Source organism: Baekduia sp. (genome assembly GCF_035996765.1).
In the GTDB taxonomy this organism is placed as follows: Bacteria; Actinomycetota; Thermoleophilia; order Solirubrobacterales; family Solirubrobacteraceae; genus Baekduia.
In genome coordinates, this window is the sequence record NZ_DASYJG010000091.1 from 1 (window position 1) to 16,377 (window position 16,377).

14 protein-coding genes are annotated in these 16,377 nt (G+C 70.7%); 6 read left to right on the top strand and 8 right to left on the bottom strand.

The genetic code is table 11. The annotated features are described in order from the left end of the window. Nucleotides 1-66: 66 nt before the first annotated feature. The 6 genes from VGO10_RS21870 to VGO10_RS19530 form a co-directional block, all read right to left on the bottom strand. Nucleotides 67-582, bottom strand: coding sequence for a GNAT family N-acetyltransferase (locus VGO10_RS21870; RefSeq protein WP_414642269.1), 516 nt, complete (start codon nt 580-582; stop codon nt 67-69). 13 nt (nt 583-595) lie between these two features. Next, the gene (locus VGO10_RS19510) at nt 596-1,384 is read right to left on the bottom strand and encodes a methyltransferase domain-containing protein (protein ID WP_327471551.1); all 789 of its coding nucleotides are present in this window, start codon (nt 1,382-1,384) and stop codon (nt 596-598) included. 30 nt (nt 1,385-1,414) lie between these two features. Then, on the bottom strand, nt 1,415-2,644 hold the full coding sequence (locus tag VGO10_RS19515; RefSeq protein WP_327471553.1) for an ATP-binding protein: 1,230 nt from the start codon (nt 2,642-2,644) through the stop codon (nt 1,415-1,417). Between the two features lie 152 nt (nt 2,645-2,796). Further along, nucleotides 2,797-3,075, bottom strand: coding sequence for a hypothetical protein (locus VGO10_RS19520; protein WP_327471555.1), 279 nt, complete (start codon nt 3,073-3,075; stop codon nt 2,797-2,799). A gap of 69 nt (nt 3,076-3,144) precedes the next feature. Continuing rightward, nucleotides 3,145-4,500, bottom strand: coding sequence for a S8 family peptidase (locus VGO10_RS19525; RefSeq protein ID WP_327471557.1), 1,356 nt, complete (start codon nt 4,498-4,500; stop codon nt 3,145-3,147). Nucleotides 4,501-4,639: 139 nt separating this feature from the next. Then, nucleotides 4,640-5,575 carry a PfkB family carbohydrate kinase gene (locus VGO10_RS19530; RefSeq protein ID WP_327471559.1) on the bottom strand — a complete coding sequence of 312 codons (936 nt, stop codon included), beginning with the start codon at nt 5,573-5,575 and terminating at the stop codon, nt 4,640-4,642. Nucleotides 5,576-5,619: 44 nt separating this feature from the next. On the opposite strand from VGO10_RS19530, the gene VGO10_RS19535 reads away from it, so the two are divergent. Continuing rightward, a complete protein-coding gene (locus VGO10_RS19535; protein WP_327471561.1) occupies nt 5,620-6,573 on the top strand; it encodes an NADPH:quinone oxidoreductase family protein in 954 nt (317 codons plus the stop codon). Here the strand turns inward: VGO10_RS19535 and VGO10_RS19540 are convergent. After that, on the bottom strand, nt 6,570-9,380 hold the full coding sequence (locus VGO10_RS19540; protein WP_327471563.1) for a helix-turn-helix transcriptional regulator: 2,811 nt from the start codon (nt 9,378-9,380) through the stop codon (nt 6,570-6,572). The two genes, VGO10_RS19535 and VGO10_RS19540, sit on opposite strands and share 4 nt — an antisense overlap. Nucleotides 9,381-9,456: 76 nt before the next feature. On the opposite strand from VGO10_RS19540, the gene VGO10_RS19545 reads away from it, so the two are divergent. The 4 genes from VGO10_RS19545 to nagA all read left to right on the top strand — a co-directional run bounded on the left by VGO10_RS19545 (nt 9,457) and on the right by nagA (nt 13,726). Then, nucleotides 9,457-10,878 (top strand): DEAD/DEAH box helicase, encoded by a 1,422-nt coding sequence (locus VGO10_RS19545; RefSeq protein ID WP_327471565.1) that lies wholly within the window; start codon nt 9,457-9,459, stop codon nt 10,876-10,878. 90 nt (nt 10,879-10,968) lie between these two features. Beyond that, nucleotides 10,969-12,039: a hypothetical protein gene (locus tag VGO10_RS19550; RefSeq protein ID WP_327471567.1), complete on the top strand. Its 1,071-nt coding sequence runs from the start codon at nt 10,969-10,971 to the stop codon at nt 12,037-12,039. Between the two features lie 25 nt (nt 12,040-12,064). Then, nucleotides 12,065-12,523: a peptidylprolyl isomerase gene (locus VGO10_RS19555; protein ID WP_327471569.1), complete on the top strand. Its 459-nt coding sequence runs from the start codon at nt 12,065-12,067 to the stop codon at nt 12,521-12,523. 51 nt (nt 12,524-12,574) lie between these two features. Next, nucleotides 12,575-13,726, top strand: a complete 1,152-nt coding sequence (gene nagA, locus VGO10_RS19560) for an N-acetylglucosamine-6-phosphate deacetylase (protein ID WP_327471571.1) — start codon at nt 12,575-12,577, stop codon at nt 13,724-13,726. A gap of 640 nt (nt 13,727-14,366) precedes the next feature. Here the strand turns inward: nagA and VGO10_RS19565 are convergent. Further along, the gene (locus VGO10_RS19565; RefSeq protein WP_327471573.1) at nt 14,367-15,344 is read right to left on the bottom strand and encodes an ABC transporter substrate-binding protein; all 978 of its coding nucleotides are present in this window, start codon (nt 15,342-15,344) and stop codon (nt 14,367-14,369) included. A 42-nt stretch (nt 15,345-15,386) separates the two neighbouring features. Here VGO10_RS19565 and VGO10_RS19570 point away from each other — a divergent pair, with 42 nt between their 5' ends. Next, nucleotides 15,387-16,250 (top strand): queuosine salvage family protein, encoded by an 864-nt coding sequence (locus tag VGO10_RS19570; protein WP_327471575.1) that lies wholly within the window; start codon nt 15,387-15,389, stop codon nt 16,248-16,250. Nucleotides 16,251-16,377 lie beyond the last annotated feature (127 nt).

Genomic DNA, 16,377 nt, shown 5'->3' on the forward strand with positions numbered 1-16,377 from the left:
ACCGCTCATGCCCTTGAGCTGCTGAATGCCTACCTTCGCTCGGGTCAGTTCCAGCTTCGGTAGCCATCAGCCGACAAGGGGCGGACACGCCGGCTGCGCGCCGGTCGGGCTTTCGTATTGCAGAGCCAGGCTCGACCGGAGAGGAGTGGTCTTGCCGGTAAGGGTCATCCCGGCTCGCTTGTAGAGCTCGCGGGCGGGCGTGTTCTCGCTAGAGGTCCAGACGCTGGCGCGCTGGTAGCCCAGCGGGCGGGCACCCTCGAGGACGTGAAGTAGCAACGGGAGCCCCACTCCCGTGCGTTGCGCGGCGGGATGCACGAATACCATCGAAATGTGCAGGAGCGAGGGATCGGGCTCTCCTGCGCCATCGTCAAGCCTTCCAGGCTCGGCCAGCGCCATGCCTACGACTCGTGGCCGCAGCGCAACAAACGGCAGAGCGTCTGAGGCTGAGAGTTTCGTGCGGATACGGGCGGTGCGCCCCGCCCCATGCGGAGCGCCTCGGGCGACGTTCGCCGCGCGCCAGACGCTGACCGCAGCATCGAGCTCATCGGGACGCATGCTCCGGACGTTCATCGGTGACGGCATACCTGCCCGATCGTCAGGTGGGCTTGTGCGCCAGGAAAAGGTAGCGGTTGAGGCTGAGGAAGTAGTTGGGGCCGAGTTCGGTTAGGTCTTGTGCCCATGCTGTGGCTTCGGCCTCGCTCACGCCGTTGCGATCGGGTACGAACGTGGCGATCAGCTCAAGCATTCCGGCGCTGTAGGTGTTGGGGTCATAGCCGGCGTTGAACAACGGCACGATTTGGCGGTCGGTTACTTCCAGTCCAGCATCGCGCAGCAGCCGTGTGAGCGTACGCGGCAGGTGAGGGTGAACGAGGTGCTCCTCCCACGCGGCGAGCACCCGGTCCATGCGCTCGTTGTCGCTCGAAGCCCATACGATCGAGTCCCAGTCGGTGTCAAGCACGAGCGCCCGGCCTCCCGGGCGCAGCACCCGCCGCAACTCCAGCAGCGCGGCGGGAACATCATCGACGTACTCGTAGACCTGTGTGCAGACCGCTACGTCGAAGCTCGCGTCCTCGTACGGGAGCGTGTGCGCGCCAGCCTCTTGGTATTCGATCGGGGCACTGCCGACTGGTGGTCTGCGTGCCCTGGCGAGGGCAAGCATGCTCTCGCTGACGTCCACCCCGCAGACCCGCCCGCCGGTCCCGACAGCAACGGCCATGTCGCACACGAGGAGACCGGGACCCGAGCCGATGTCGATCGCGCGCTCGCCGGGCTCGAGGGCGAGCGCCCGCAGGATCGTTTCGCGCTGCTCGATGACGTCAGGCGTGAGGTAGATCGCCTCTACCCGTCGGGAGGCGTCCTCGTCGAACTGCAGCGTGGCGCTCATCGTTCGCCTTCGGTCGGTGAATGGCTCACTCTAAGGGCCCAGCAGTGCCGCAGGGATGACGGCGATGCCGTCTTGCCGACGGTAGGCCTCTGGTCCGGTCGTGATGATGACCTTGTCCAGGAGCTCATCACCGATCTGATCTTCCAGCCAGTGCAGATGGTCGCCGGCGTTTCGGGGCGCGCTGCGGCCGAGCTTGACCTCGATGCCGATCACGCGACCGTCGCCGCGCTCGACGATGAGATCGACCTCATGGTCTCCCGCATGGGTCCGCAAGTGCTTGACCTTGGCCTCTGCCGCTTGAGCGTTGACCCGCACGCTGAGGGTGACCAGCGATTCGAAGAGGGCGCCGAGCAAGGTTCCGTCACGGGGAACGGATGGTCCGGCGTCAGCACCTTGGAGGAGTTGCTCAGCGGTCACCCCGAGCAGACGGGCAGCCAGCGCGGGGTCTGCCATCTGGTGCTTGGGGGGCGAAGCGAGCCGCTTGATCTGGTTGCGCGAAGGAATCCAGGTCTCGACCGGCTCGACGACCCAGAGGCGCTCTAACACGTCCCGATAGGGAATGGTCGTCGACTTGGCGGGCTTGTCAGCGTCGCCGCCGGTGGCCGCGTCGCGAATCTTCTCGTAGGACATGGTGGTCGAGGACGCCGCGGCGTACGCCGTCATCCACCGGCGCAAGGCAGCCGGGTTGCGGACCGTGTGGCCCAGTTCACGAAAGTCCCGGTCGATGATCCTGCTCAGGTAGCTGTCGAGCTGTGCCCGCAGCGCCCGGTCGCTGTATCCGCGCAGGCCTGGGAAGCCCGACCCGAGGATCGCGGTGACGTAGTCCTCCAGCGCGAAGTCCGTGCTTCCGGCAACTGCTGGGCGAGCACCGGTGAGCAACTCGGCCAGGCTGACCGTCGGAGCGGTCAGGTCCCGCTCGATCAGGGCCATCGGGCGCATGCGGACGGTCACGATCCGTGCTGCGCCGGAATGGGTCGACACGCCGTCGGGCCAGGCTGACCCGGTGAGCAGAAATCGGCCTGGCTGGGTGGGTTGCGCGTCGACCGCTCGGCGGACCTGGTCCCAGGACTCGGGTACGAACTGCCATTCGTCGATCAGCACAGGAGGCGCATCGGCGATGAGTCGGGCGACGTCGGCCTGGGCGACCTCACGTTGCGCGGGATCGTCGAGTCGGTGCACGGTCGAGGCGCGCTGTAGCGCCGCAGCGGTCTTTCCGACGCCTTTGGGACCTTCGATCACAATGGCCGGAAGCTGGGCCATCAGGAGATCGAGCTCGTCGTCGATGATGCGTCGTGTGTATGAGGGATTCGTCGGCACCATAGACTTACGCTACCGTTTCGCAGCGGTCTACGCTACCGTTTCGCAGCAGTCTACGCTACCGTTTCGCAGCGGTCTGCATGACCGCTGCGCCGCTAGTCGTGCGTGGCGTGGCGCGAGCGGGCGACGGTGGGGCGGGCGCGTGAGCGCTTGGGCGCCGGTGGGCTCGGTGAGCCGTGGGGGCCGCGATGACGGGGCGGGCGCGGGAGGCGCGGGCGCAGGTCGTCGTGCGGGTGCGTTTTCGTCCCGCCGTCGCCGTCGCTGGGGCCGATGTCGGGCTCGGTGTCCTGGTGGATCGCCCACCACACGATGTAGAGCAGGGCGGCGATCGGGATCTTGAGCACCAGCATCAGCCAGATGAAGCCCCAGGTCATGTCGTGACAACGCTACCCGGGCCGTAGGGCCGGCGTGCGTTTTTCTGCGCCGGGTTGTTCGCGCGTGGTCTAGCGGTGGCGGCGTGGGCCGCGGCGATTGGCCTTGGCGCGGGCGGTGGCCTTGCGCGCTTTGGCCTTGCGGGCCCTGGCCTTCGCGCGGGCGCGGGCCTTGGTCTTCTTGGCGGCCTTGGAGCTCGCCTTGCCCTTGGCCTTGCGCTTGCTCGTGGCCTTCTTGACGATCGTCGACTTCGTCTTGCTCTTCGCCGTCGTGACGGTGTAGGACGAAAGCCCCTCGTCCGGCGCGTTCTTCCACACCCCCGGGGCAATCACGCCGTGCAGGGCCGCGCCGACGTCCAGCGCGCCCGCCGAGACCGGCAGGCCGGTGTGACGGACGCCGGCCAGCAGCGCGTCGCGCAGGCCGTTGCCGTCGAGGTCGGGCCGCGCGGCGGCGAGCAGGACGAGCGCGCCCGCGACCTCCGGCGCCGCCATCGACGTGCCGGTGCGCCACTCGTAGCCGCCGCCGAGCGCGGTGGACAGGATCTGCTCGCCCGGAGCGGCGACGTCGGCGCCGGGGCCGTAGTCCGAGACGCTCGAGAGGCCACCGTCGCGCGTCGTCGCCGCGACGCCGAGGACGTTGTCCTCGCCATAGGCGGCGGGGTAGGTCGGGGAGGTGCTGAGGTCGGCGCCGTCGTTGCCGGCGGCGACGACGATCAGGACGCCACGGGCCTGGGCGTAGCGCACGGCGTCCTCGAGGTCGGGCGTCGAGGTCGGTCCGGCGAGGCTGAGGTTGATGATGCGTGCGCCGTTGTCGACGGCGTAGCGGATGCCGGCGGCGACGGCGGCGGTGGTGCCGCGGGCCTGGTCGTCGAGGACGCGGATGGCCATCAGGCGGGCCTGCCAGGCGACGCCGGCGCCGCCGATCCCGTTGCCGCCGCGTGCGCCGACGATGCCGGCGACATGGGTGCCGTGGCCGTTGACGTCCTGCGGCGTGCCGTCGTTGTCGACGAAGTCGTAGCCGTGGACGTCGTCGACGTAGCCGTTGCCGTCGTCGTCGATGCCGTTGCCTCCGATCTCGCCCGCGTTGGTCCAGAGGTTCGGCGCGAGGTCGGGGTGGCCGAGGTCGATGCCCGAGTCGATGATCGCGACCGTGACGTCGGCGCCGGTGGTCTGGCGCCAGGCGCTGTCGATGCCCATCGGCGCGTCGCCCTGCAGCGCCCACTGCTCGGCGGTGCGCGGGTCGGTCGCCGACGCTTGGGCAGCGCGGGCCGTGACGGGGCCGTGACGCTTGGCGACCGCAGCCGGCTTGGCCGTGAGGCCGTCGGGGGCGCTGACGGTCGCAGCTGAGGCACCGGAAATCGGTGTCAGCGCCAGAGCGGCGAGGGTCGTGGTGATGACGAGAGCGAGCGCGCGAGCGACGGCAGGCATGGCGGCCTCCAGGCCATGGAGCCCGCTGCCATCGGGGAGCGGCGCGGACTATCCCCTGGATCGGCCGCCGTAAACGCACTGCTCCCATGTCAGTCCGGGATCTGGCCAAATGACCGATCCCGGGTGCTCGCTGTTGCCGTTAGGCGCGCAGCGCGACCGGATCGACCGTGAAGGCCGTCATGCGCTGGAGGTCAGCGACGCGCGCCTGGACCTCGTCGGCGGTCAGGCGCTCGACGCGCTCGGTGCCGAACTCCTCGACGTTGTAGGACGCCAGCGCCGTGCCGTAGGCCATCGCGCGGCTGAGGAGCTGGTGGTCGATCTCCTCTTCGGGGTGCGCGGCGACGTAGCCCACGAAGCCGCCGGCGAACGTGTCGCCCGCGCCGGTCGGGTCGATGACCTCGGCCAGCGGGTAGGCGGGCAGCGCGAAGAAGTCGTCGGCGGTGAAGAGCGCGGCGCCGTACTTGCCGAGCTTGGCGACGACGGCCTTCGGGCCCCACGAGAGGATCTCGTGGGCGGCCTGCTGCAGCGTCGGCTTCTCGGTCAGCTGCTCGAGCTCCTCGTCGTTGAGGATCAGGCAGTCGACGGTCCCGATGACCTTCTTAAGGGACTCGTTGGCGATGTCGATCCACAGGTTCATCGAGTCCATCGCGACGAAGCGCGCCTTCGTGCACTGCTGGCGCACATCGAGCTGCAGGTCGGGCTGGATGTTGGCCAAGAAGAGGACGTCGGCGTCCTGGGAGGCCTGCGACAGCTTCGGCGAGAACGACTCGAAGACGTTGAGGTCGGTGACCAGCGTCTCGCGCTCGTTGAGGTTGGACGAGTACACGCCCTTCCAGAAGAAGGTCTTGCCGCCGGCGACGACCTCGACGTCATCGGTCACCGTGCCGCGCGTGCGCAGCGTCGCGAACGACGCCTCGTCGAAGTCGTCGCCGACCGGCCCGACCGGGCGGACTTCGTCGAAGAACGAGGCCGCGAGGGCGAAGTGGGTGGCGGCGCCGCCGAGCATCCGCTCGCGCTCCCCGAAGGGCGTCTTGACGGCGTCATAGGCCAGGGATCCGACGACTGTGAGGCTCATTCGGCCGGGGAGGTTAGAGAGATCCGTAAGTAGGGTGGCGGCCGATGCGTGCCATTCAGCAGGTTGCGTTCGGTGGCCCGGAGGTCCTGGAGCTCGTTGATGTGCCCGTGCCGGAGCCTGCGGACGGGCAGGTGCTGGTGCGGGTCAGCCGCGCCGGGTTGAACTTCGCCGACACCCATCAGCGTGAGGACGAGTACGTCCAGCGCCAGTCGCTGCCGCTGATCCCGGGCTCCGAGGTCGCGGGCGTGCGCGTGGACACCGGGGAGCGCGTCGTCGCGCTGGTCGGCCGCGGGGGGTACGCCGAGTACGCGCTGGCGCCGGCCGATCGCACGTTCCCGATCCCGGAGGGACTCGACGACGGAACCGCGCTCGCGCTCTTGTTACAGGGGTTGACGGCGTGGCATCTGTACCGGACGTGCGCGCGCATCCGCGCCGGCGAGTCGGTCTTGGTCGTCAGCGGCGCGGGCGGCGTCGGCTCGCTGGCCGTGCAGCTGGCCAAGCCCTTCGGCGCGGGCCGCGTGATCGCGACGGCGTCGTCGCCCGAGAAGCGCGAGTTGTGCTTGTCCTTGGGTGCCGATGCGGCGATCGACGCCGCGCCCGAGGGGCTGCGCGAGCGGTTGTTGGAGGCCAACGAGGGGCGCGAGGTCGACGTCGTCTTGGAGATGGCCGGCGGTGCGCTCTTCGACATCGCGCTGCGGGCGATGGCCGACATGGGGCGCATGGTCGTCTACGGCATCTCGTCACGCGAGCAGAACGAGGTCCGGACCGGCCGGCTGCTCAAGCGCTCGCAGTCGATCATCGGCTTCTGGCTCTTCCACTACCTCGACCGGCGCGAGCACCTCGAGGAGCCGCTCGCGGAGCTCTTCGCGCTGGCCGACGTCGGCGAGATCAGCGCCGTCGTCGGCGAGACCTATGGGTTGAGCGAGGCGCGCCGGGCGCAAGAGGATCTCATGTCGCGCAAGACCCGCGGCAAGCTCCTGCTCGACCCGTCGCGCTAAGCGGCGCTCTTCGACGTCTCCGGCATCTCCTGCGCCATCAGCGACGCGAGCTGTGTCCGCGACCGCAGGTCGAGCTTGCGGTAGATCTGTGACAGGTGGTACTCGATGGTCTTGGGCGAGAGGAACAGCTTCGCCGCGACCTCGCGGTTGGTCATGCCGTAGGCCACCAACCTGGCGATCTGCAGCTCGTGGGCCGTCAGCTCCTCCAGCCCCGCGGCGGCGACGGCCGACTTCTCCGCCGCATCACCCTCGGCGGCCGCGCCGCCCGTGGCGCGCAGCTCGACGCGCGTGCGGTCGGCCCACGGCGCCGCGCCCAGCCGCTCGAAGGCCTCCAGCGCCTCGGAGAGCTGCTCGCGCGCGTCGCCGCGGCGGCGGTCCCGGCGCAGACGCTCGCCGTAGGCCAGCTGCGTGCGCGCTTTCTCGAACGGCTGGCCGTCGTGCTGGTGGTGTGACAGCGCGGCCTCGAAGTGGCTCTCGGCGTTCTTGGCGGCCAGGATCCCGCGGCAGCGGGCCAGCGCGCCGAGCGCCCAGTGGCCGCCGCCCGGCGTGTCGGCGAACTGCTCCAGCGCCTGGAACGCCTCGTCGGTCCGGCCCAGCCGCGCCAGCGCTTCGACGCGATCGGCGCCGAACTGGACGACCCCGCGCTGCGTGTGCAGTCGTGCTGCGATGCGGTGCGCGCGGTCATAGAACTCGCCGGCGACCTCGACCTCGCCTGCGCCGAGCGCGTCGAAGGCCAGCGCGTTGAGCGCGTAGGTCGTCATCGCGTCGCCGCCAAGCAGCTCGCCGAGGTGGACGGCCTCCCGCGCGTGGGCGCGCGCGTCCTCGCGGCGACCCATCCCGGCCTCGACGTGCGCGAGCACCGAGAGCGCGAAGGTCAGCAGCGGCTTGAGCCCCGTTTCGCGCGCCAGCCGCTCGGCCTCGCCGGCGTCGGCCAGTGCGGCGCCCCAGCGCCCGCGGCGGAAGTCGAGGACCGAGTGGGCCGTCAGCGGGTAGATGAGGTGGTTGATCGCGGCGGACTCGCGCGCGGTCGTGACGAGGTGGTCGAGGACGGCCGTTGCGCGGTCCCAGCGCTCGTACCAAATGGCGCACTGGCCGGCCATGCCGATGAGCTCGGAGGGCACCGCCAGCACGTGCTCGCTGGTCAGGAACGGCAGCGCGGGATCGAGCAGGGCGTCGGCCTCGTCTTCGTGGCCGAGCGCGGCGTGTGCCTCACCGACCAGGACGCCGGCGAGCAGGTCGATCACCGGATCGGCCTCGTCGCCCAGCCCGCCCAGGAGTGCCCGTGCGCGGTCGCCGGTGGCGACCAAGGCCTCCATGTCGCCCGTCATCATGTGCGCGACGGCCGCTTCGACGAGCAGCGACGCGGCGGCGCCGGGGCTCTCGGCCTCGATCCGGTCGGCTTCGGTGACCAGCAGGTCGTGGGCGACGACGGGCGCGCCACGGCGCATCTCGACGCGGCCCCGCACGCGGACGACCTCGGTGGCCAGCGCGCCGCCGGGGATCAGCTCCTGGGCCGTGGAGACCAGCTCCAGCGCGTGGTCGGCCAGGCCGCCCTGGGCGAAGTCCGAGGCGGCCTCCAGCAATCGCCGGGCACGGGCCTCGTCGTCGGTGCTGAGGCTTGCTGCGCGTTCGAAGGCGCGGGCGCCGGCGGTCACTCCACCACGGGCGCGGGCCTCACCGGCGGCCACCTCCAGCGCCGCGGCGACCTCCTCGTCGGGCGCGTCGGCCGCTGAGGCCAGATGCCACGCGCGGCGGGCGGACGCGCCGCCGGGCAGCCGCGCCAGCGTCGCGTGCACCGAGCGCCGCTGCACCGGATCGGCCGCGTGGTAGATCGCCGAGCGCAGCAGCGGGTGGAAGAAGTCGATGCTGCCGTCGATGGCGATCAGTCCAGCGCTGATCGCCGGATCCAGCGCATCGGCCGGCAGCCCGCGCTCGGCGACCGCGAGGACGAACAGGTCGTGGCGGCCGGTCTGCATGGCCGAGGCGACCAGCAGCGCCTCGCGCGTGGTCTCCGGCAGGTCGGCCAGCTGGCGCGCAAAAGCCTGCTCGATGCGCTCGCCCGCGGCCACCGGCCCGGCCAGCGGCTCGCGCCCGGCGAGCTGGTCGGGGCTCAGGCCGCGCGGGATCTCGGTCAGCGCCAGCGGGTTGCCGTGCGCGGTGGCGACGAGGTCGGAGGCGACGTCGTCGGCCACGCGATGGCGCGCCTCGCGGCGCAGCAGCTCCGACGCGGTGGCGTCGTCGAGGCCGGAGATCGCGAGCGTCTCGACGCCCGCAAACGCCTCGAGGACCGCGTCGGACGCAGATCCGCTCACCCGCGCCGCGCAGAGCAGGACGACGCCCTCGGCGCCGAGCCGGCGCGCGGTGAAGATCAGCGCGTCGCGCGACGCGTCGTCGAGCCAGTGGACGTCGTCGGCGACGACGAGGTAGGGCTGCTCCTCGGCCGCCGCGGCCAGCAAGCTGAGCATCCCGGCGGGCACGGCGAAGCGATCGAACGGCGTCGGCGGCTCCAGCGCCAGCGCCGACCCCAGCGCCCGCGCCTGCACCTCCGGGATCTTGTCGCGCAACGTCAGCAGCGGCGTCAACAGCTCCAACAACCCGGCGAACGGGATGTCGGACTCCGACTCATAGCCGCGGGCCCGCAGGACGGTGAACCCGAGCTCGGCGGCCTGCTCAGAGGCGGCCCGCAGGAGGGCCGATTTGCCGATCCCCGGCTCGCCGTGGAGCAGGAGCGCGGCGCTCGTGCCGTCCCTGGCACCGGTCAGCAGTCCTTCGATGTGCGTGAGTTCGTGCTGGCGACCGAGGAGCAAAGGACTGAGGGTTGGCACTGTCGGCGTCCTGCCGGTGCGCGCAATGATGCCATGGCGCACTACCCTCCTTTGGTACATGACCGCCTTTGCGGACCTCGGCCTGAGTGAGCCGACCCTTCAAGCCCTGCAGGATGTCGGCTACGAGAAGCCGAGCCCCATCCAGGAACAAGCCATCCCGATCCTCCTCCAGGGCGAGGACATCATCGGGCAGGCGCAGACCGGATCCGGCAAGACCGCCGCGTTCGGCCTCCCCATCGTCGAGCACGTCGACCCGACCGTCGGCGAGGTCCAGGCCCTCGTCCTGACCCCGACGCGCGAGCTGTGCATCCAGGTCACCCAGGCGCTGCGCACCTACGGCGCGCGCAAGGGCGTCGACGTCGTCGCCGTCTTCGGCGGCGCGCCGATCCGCAGCCAGCAGGCCCAGCTGCGCGCCGGCGGCCACATCGTGGTCGGCACCGTCGGCCGCGTCCTCGATCTCCTCTCCCGCGCGTCGCTGCATCTCAGTGACTGCCGCTTCGTCGTCCTCGACGAGGCTGACGAGATGCTCGACCTCGGCTTCCTCGAGGACGTCGAGAAGATCCTCAAGCTCTGCCCCAACGGCCGCCAGACCGCGCTGTTCAGCGCGACGATGCCGCCGCCGATCCGCGAGCTGGCCGACCAGTACCTCTACCACCCGCAGACGGTGAAGGTGAAGTCGGCGAACCTGACGGTCGACACCGTCGAGCAGTTCCGCCACGAGGTCAAGACGGCCGACAAGCCGCAGCAGCTCGTCGAGGTGCTCGCGTCCGAGAAGCCCGACCAGGCGATCGTCTTCACCCGCACGAAGATCCGCGCCGACCAGCTCTACCGCAAGCTGCGCGACCAGGGGATGAACGTCAAGGCGCTGCACGGCGACATGTCCCAGGGCCAGCGCGACGGCGTGATGTTGTCGTTCAAGGGTGGGCGTGTGCCGATCCTGGTGGCGACCGACGTCGCCGCCCGCGGCCTGGACATCTCGACGGTCACCCACGTCGTGAACTTCGACGTGCCGACCTCGCCCGACACCTACGTGCACCGCATCGGCCGCACCGGCCGCGTCGGCCGCTCCGGCCGCGCGATCACGTTCGTCGAGCCCAAGCAGCAGAAGGAGCTCGCGGCGATCGAGAGCCACGTCGGCAAGAAGCTCACCGAGTGGTCCGCGGGCGCCAAGACCGCGCCGGTTCCGGTGCAGGAGAAGCCCAAGCGCCACACCAAGCCGCAGCTCTCGCGCAACGGTGCCGAGGAGTACCGGCGCGTGCTGGCCGGTGCCGGCCGGGCCGATGGCCTGGAGGTCGCCGACGTCATCCATGCGGTGACCAGCGCGGCAGGGGTCGATGGCGAAGCGGTGCGCGACGTGCGCGTCCTGGAGCGCTTCACGCTCTTCTCGGTCCCCGACAGCGAGGCGGACCGCATCGTGGCCGCGGTCGACGGCAGCGAGCTGGCCGGCCGGGCGCTGCGGGTGGAGCTCGCCAAGAGCTGAGTCACAGGTCCGGACGTCGACCGAAGTTCGGATGCAGGACCGCAACGTCGACGTCCCGAAAGGCGTTGTGGGTATGGTGAGAGATACTCGATGACGCTGCTTTTGCGAGATACGGCCAACGAGCCCGAGCAGACCGCCACCGCGGCGCCGGCCGAGGCGCCGCCGGAGGTCCGGACCTGTCCGACCTGCCAGGCGCCGTTGGAAGACGGTCAGGACTGGTGCCTGAACTGCGGTGAGGCCCAGCCGAGCCGCAGGATCGGGCTGCCCGGCAAGCGGGCGACCGCGACGGTCCTGGCGTTGACGACCGTCCTGGTCGGCGGCGCCGTCGCCGCGTCCTACGCGGCGCTGCAGGACGACTCGACCCCCGCGGCGACCACGCCCACGCAGGTCGCGCAGGTGCCGGCTCCCACGCCGGCCCCGGACGCGGCGGCAGCCGCCGCGGCTGCGGCAGCCGCAGCCAGCAGCGCGGTGCCCGCCGAGCCCTCGACGCCCGTGCCGAGCGACACGAGCACGCTGCCCGACACCGGCAGCTCGTCGACCTACACGCCGCCGCCGTCCTCGGACAGCTTTTCTGACTCGTCGTCCTCGCAGGGGATCACGAAGAGCAGCCAGACTGCCACCGGCACCGACACGACGACGACCAGCAAGAGCGACACCAGCGCGGCCGACACGCGCACGAGCACGACGCAGACCGAGACCACGCCGGTCGCGATCACGGTCGGCGACGATGCCGCTGCGCTGTATGACCCTTACAAGCGCGACACCGCCGCGGGTGACGCCAAGAAGGCCGTCGACGGCGACCCGGGCACATCGTTCCCGGTCACGGTCGCTCCCGGCAGCACGCAGATCGGCGCCGGCCTCACGGTCGACCTGGGCAAGCTCCAGGGCATCCGCGAGATCGACCTGACGACCAAGACGCCGGGCTTCAAGGTCGAGGTCTACGCGACCGACGACACCGACCTGCCGCCCGACGTGCTCGACACGCGCTGGGCGCACCTCAAGGACGTCACGTCCGTCGGCAGCGACGCCGAGGCCAAGGGCAAGCAGATCGTCAAGCTCGGCTCGGGCGCGACGAAGTACCGCCACGTGCTCCTGTGGTTCACGGCGCCGCCGGCCGACGGCAGCACCGTGCGCGTGTCAGAGCTCAAGCTGCTCGGCTAGCGGCGAGACAGCTAGCCTCCGGGCAATGTCTACCGCCACGATGACCACCAGCGAGGGCCCGATCACGATCGAGCTCTTCGACGAGGACGCGCCGAAGACCGTCCAGAACTTCAAGGACCTTGCCGCAAAGGGCTTCTACGACGGCCTGATCTTCCACCGCGTGATCAAGGACTTCATGATCCAGGGCGGCTGTCCGCAGGGCACGGGCACCGGTGGCCCGGGCTACCAGTTCGAGGACGAGTTCAACGATCACAAGATCGTCCGCGGCGCGTTGGCCATGGCCAACGCCGGGCCGAACACCAACGGCTCGCAGTTCTTCCTGGTGACGACGCCCGCGGCGGCGTGGCTCGACGGCAAGCACACCGTCTTCGGCCAGATCACCGAGGGCCTGGACGTCGTCGACAAGATCGAGGGCAAGCCCACCGACGGGCGCGACCGGCCCACCGAGGACGTCACCATCGAGTCCTTGGCGATCACCGAGTAGCGACTTCGCCGGGCCGGAGGCGGTCGCGGGGAGTATGGTGGTCTAGACCACATGTCCGGCTCCCCGCACGCCTCTTTCGGCCCCGTTGCGCTCGGCGTCAGCGCCGCGCTCTGCGACGGTGAGCTCGTCGCCGGCGACGTCCTGGTGCAGGACGGCCGCGTGGTCGCCGTCGGCGCGGAGCCGCCGCCCGGCGGGGGCAGCGGCATCGCGGTCCCGGGCTTTCTGGACCTCCACATCAACGGCCTGGTCGGCGTCGACTTCCTGTCGACCGACGAGGACGGCTACGCGCGGGCGAGCGCCGCGCTGGCGCGCACGGGCGTCACGGGCTACCTGCCGACGTTCATCACCTCCCCGCTGGAGGACTACGCCGGCGCGCTGGAGGTGGCCGCCCACGCGCAGGCGGCCGGCGCCGAGCACGGCGCGCGGGTGCTCGGCGTCCATCTGGAGGGTCCCTACCTCTCGCCGCGCTGGCCGGGCGCGCACGATCCGCACCAGCTGCGGACACCCGACGTCGACGAGGCGCTGGGGCTCTGCGAGCTCGGTCCGGTGACGATGGTGACGCTGGCTCCGGAGCTCGACGGCGCGCTGGAGCTGGTGAGCGCGCTGACGGCGCGGGGCGTCGTGGTCTCCTGCGGACACAGCGATGCGGACGCCGCCGTCGCGGTCGCCGCCTTCGACCGCGGCGCGCGCGCGATCACCCATCTGTGGAACGCCCACCGCCGCTGGGCGCCACGCGACCCGGGCATCGGCGGCCTCGCGCTGGTGCGCCCGGACGTGACGGTGCAGGCGATCGTCGATCATGTCCATCTTGCTCCGGAGACCGCGTATGGGGCGTTCCTGGCGGCTGGTTCTCGCTTCTCGCTGGTCACCGATGCGATGGAGGCGGCAGGGCAGGGAGACGGGGTCTTCCGGCTCGGCCGTCGCGAGGTCGAGGTGCAGGGCGCGCGCGTCGCGCTGGCTGATGGCTCGTTGGCCGGGAGCGTGCTGACGATGGATCAGGCAGTGCGGAACCTCGTCGGCTTGGGCGCGTCGTTCGCCGAGGCGGTCTGGGCGGCGACGGGCGCGCCGGCGCAGTTGCTCGGGGATCCGGAGCTGGGGGTCCTGCGGGCGGGGGCGCCGGCGAATGTGACGGTGCTTGATGAGGAGTTGCAAGTGGTGCGGACGTTGGTGGCGGGGGCGGAGGCCTTCGTCGCGGCTGCGTAGCGCGTCGCGTAGGTCGGTCGTCCGCGGGGCGGCCGTAGTGCGTCGTGTTTTGGTCGTCTGCGGTGGGGGGTTTGCGTGGCGCACCCGTGGCGCTCCGCGCGCACCGTGGTCGGGGTGCGCGGCGGGGTTCGGTGGCATCGAGGAAAGGAAGCCGTCGAGGCGCGTGGCGTCGTCGGTCTTCCGCGTGAGGTTCGTGGGACGGCCGGGGTCGTCCGGGGCCGAAGTCACACCCTGAGTACGTTGACGTGGCTATTCCCGGTCAACGTGCCCGCCGGGCGTGATCCGAGGCCTGACCGATCGGTCCTGGTCGAGTTGACCGGCACAGCACACGTCAACTCGACCCGAACCTTCGGTTCGGGTCCGAAACGTCGATCCGAGTCGCCTGGGATCCCTCTCTATGGGGTCCGAACCGACCTGGACCCCACCAAACGCCCCGAACCACCCGCGCCCCGACGCCAACGGACGACAAGCCCGCGCCCCGAGGCCCCGGCCACTGCTCACTCCCCTCGGTGCCACCGAACCCGGCCGCGCACCCCGACCACAACGCGCGCTGAGCGCCACGGGTGCGCCACGCCGGCGCCCAAGGCGGACGACACCAACAACAACGAACTGCACGCTCAGGTAGCGCGCGCCCTCACCCCTAGCCCAACAGCGAGAAGTCGAACGCCTTCCCCACATCCGGTCGCTCTTTGACGATCCCCAGCCGCGCATCAAAGTCCGCCCACCGCTCCAGCACCGGCCGGTCCAGCCGCAAATCCGTCGCAAAGATCGGCTCCACCGCCGCCAACTGCGCCCCAATCAACTTGGTGTCGTCGGTCTGGGCCTCGTGGGCGATCTGGCGCACGGCCGCATCCGGGTCGCGCTCCACAGCTGCGGCACCGGCGCGGATCGCCAGCAGCGCACGGCGGATCGTGTCGCGCTCGCGTGCCAGCGTCCGCCGCGCCGTGATCAGCACGACCTCGGGATATGCCGGCGCGCCGTAGTCCTCGACGCGGAACTCGTTGACCTTCACGCCGCGCTGCTTGAGCGCGACGCCCTCGGCGTTCCAGAAGACCGGCGCGCCGTCAACCTTGCCGGCGAGGATGCCCGAGACCGCGTTGAACCCGATCGTGATCTGGTGCACGCGGCTGAGCTTGCCGCCGTCGTGGGCGATGATCGCGTTGAGAAAAGCGGGATCGGACGGGAGGCCTGAGACGCCGACGTCGTGGCCCTCGAGGTCGCGTGGGCGCTTGATGGAGGTGTTGGTGACCAGTGCGGCCAGCGGCTTGCGGACCAGTTCGGCGACGCCGACGACGTCGATGCCGCGCTCGCGCGCGATCGCGAGGTCGTGGATGTCCAGGACGCCGAGGTCGAGGTTGCCGGCCGCGACCTGCTTGAGCGCGTCGGGCCCCGAGCCCGGCTGGCGGATGACGAGATGGACGTTCTCGGCGGTGTCGGCGTGGGTGCGGATCGCGGCATACAGCGGCGCGTGCACGGCGTTGGGGGTGAAGTCCAGGGCCAGCTGCACGGTCTGCGGATGTCGGGCCGTCGTCATGGTCGCATGGTCGTCGCTGCCGCAGCCGCACAGGGCGGTGAGGGCGAGGGCGACGACGATCGGCGAGACGGAACGGAGTGGCATCGGCGGGGCAGTCTGTCGAATGGCGTTCTACGGTGTCTGGCGATGTCGCTGCCCGACGAGGTTCGCCGCCACTGCGCTGAGGTTGCCCGCACGGCGCGGTCGGTCCGGATTGATTTGGACGCGTCGACGGCGACGAGCGGTGTGGCCGGCCTTAACGCCGAGCAGCACTTCCTCGAGGGCTCGCCCGAGCAGGTCGCGCGCTACGTCCTGATCCTCGACACCATTAACTTCGGCTCGGGCTGGTTTCCGACGCTGCGCCACGGCAGCACCGAAGCGATGACCGAGCGGTTGACGGCGTTCGTGCGTGGGCGCGGCGGCGCGCCGTGGTGGGGCGCTGAGCTGGGAGCGGTGGACGCGGCCGCCATCGCCGACGTCTTGGACGAGGATCCCGCGCATCCGCTGATGGCGCTCTTCGCCGAGGGCCTGGCGCAGCTGGGCGCGTTTGTCGACGGGCGCGACGCGCTGGACATGATCGCGGCGGCCGATGGCTCGGCGGCGCGCTTCGCTGCGCAGCTGGCCGACGGCATGGCGTTCTTCCAGGACGTGGGCTTCTTCAAGCGCGCGCAGATCACGGCCAACGACCTCGTGCTCGCAGGCGTCGCACCGTTTGAGGACGTCGACGAGCTGACCGTGTTCGCCGACAACTTCCTGCCGCACGTGCTGCGCCTGGACGGCGTACTGGTGGTCGACGATGCGCTCGTGGCGCGGATCGACCGCGGCGAGCTGCTGGAGCCGGGCGGTGTCGAGGAGCGCGAGCTGCGCGCGTGCGCGGTGCACGCCTGCGAGGGGCTGGCCGCCCGGCTCGACGTCCCGCCGCGGTTGTTGGACAACTGGCTCTGGAACCGCGGCTGCGAGCCGGCCTACCTCGCGCGGCCGGCGCACCTGGCACGCACGGTGTTCTACTAGCGCGTCACGAACGGCACACCGGGGTTCGATGCGAAGAGAGGTCGGAGATGGCTGCTGTGGACGTCACGCAAAGCGCGATCCTCAATGAGCAGGAGTTGTGGCGGGACATGGTCCGCTGGTCGGGTGG

Coding starts and splice junctions, on each gene's coding strand:
- VGO10_RS21870 (WP_414642269.1), bottom strand. CDS start 582: ATGCCGTCACCGATGAACGTCCGGAGCATGCGTCCCGATGAGCTCGAT.
- VGO10_RS19510 (WP_327471551.1), bottom strand. CDS start 1,384: ATGAGCGCCACGCTGCAGTTCGACGAGGACGCCTCCCGACGGGTAGAG.
- VGO10_RS19515 (WP_327471553.1), bottom strand. CDS start 2,644: ATGGCCCAGCTTCCGGCCATTGTGATCGAAGGTCCCAAAGGCGTCGGA.
- VGO10_RS19520 (WP_327471555.1), bottom strand. CDS start 3,075: ATGACCTGGGGCTTCATCTGGCTGATGCTGGTGCTCAAGATCCCGATC.
- VGO10_RS19525 (WP_327471557.1), bottom strand. CDS start 4,500: ATGCCTGCCGTCGCTCGCGCGCTCGCTCTCGTCATCACCACGACCCTC.
- VGO10_RS19530 (WP_327471559.1), bottom strand. CDS start 5,575: ATGAGCCTCACAGTCGTCGGATCCCTGGCCTATGACGCCGTCAAGACG.
- VGO10_RS19535 (WP_327471561.1), top strand. CDS start 5,620: ATGCGTGCCATTCAGCAGGTTGCGTTCGGTGGCCCGGAGGTCCTGGAG.
- VGO10_RS19545 (WP_327471565.1), top strand. CDS start 9,457: ATGACCGCCTTTGCGGACCTCGGCCTGAGTGAGCCGACCCTTCAAGCC.
- VGO10_RS19550 (WP_327471567.1), top strand. CDS start 10,969: ATGACGCTGCTTTTGCGAGATACGGCCAACGAGCCCGAGCAGACCGCC.
- VGO10_RS19555 (WP_327471569.1), top strand. CDS start 12,065: ATGTCTACCGCCACGATGACCACCAGCGAGGGCCCGATCACGATCGAG.
- nagA (WP_327471571.1), top strand. CDS start 12,575: ATGTCCGGCTCCCCGCACGCCTCTTTCGGCCCCGTTGCGCTCGGCGTC.
- VGO10_RS19565 (WP_327471573.1), bottom strand. CDS start 15,344: ATGCCACTCCGTTCCGTCTCGCCGATCGTCGTCGCCCTCGCCCTCACC.
- VGO10_RS19570 (WP_327471575.1), top strand. CDS start 15,387: ATGTCGCTGCCCGACGAGGTTCGCCGCCACTGCGCTGAGGTTGCCCGC.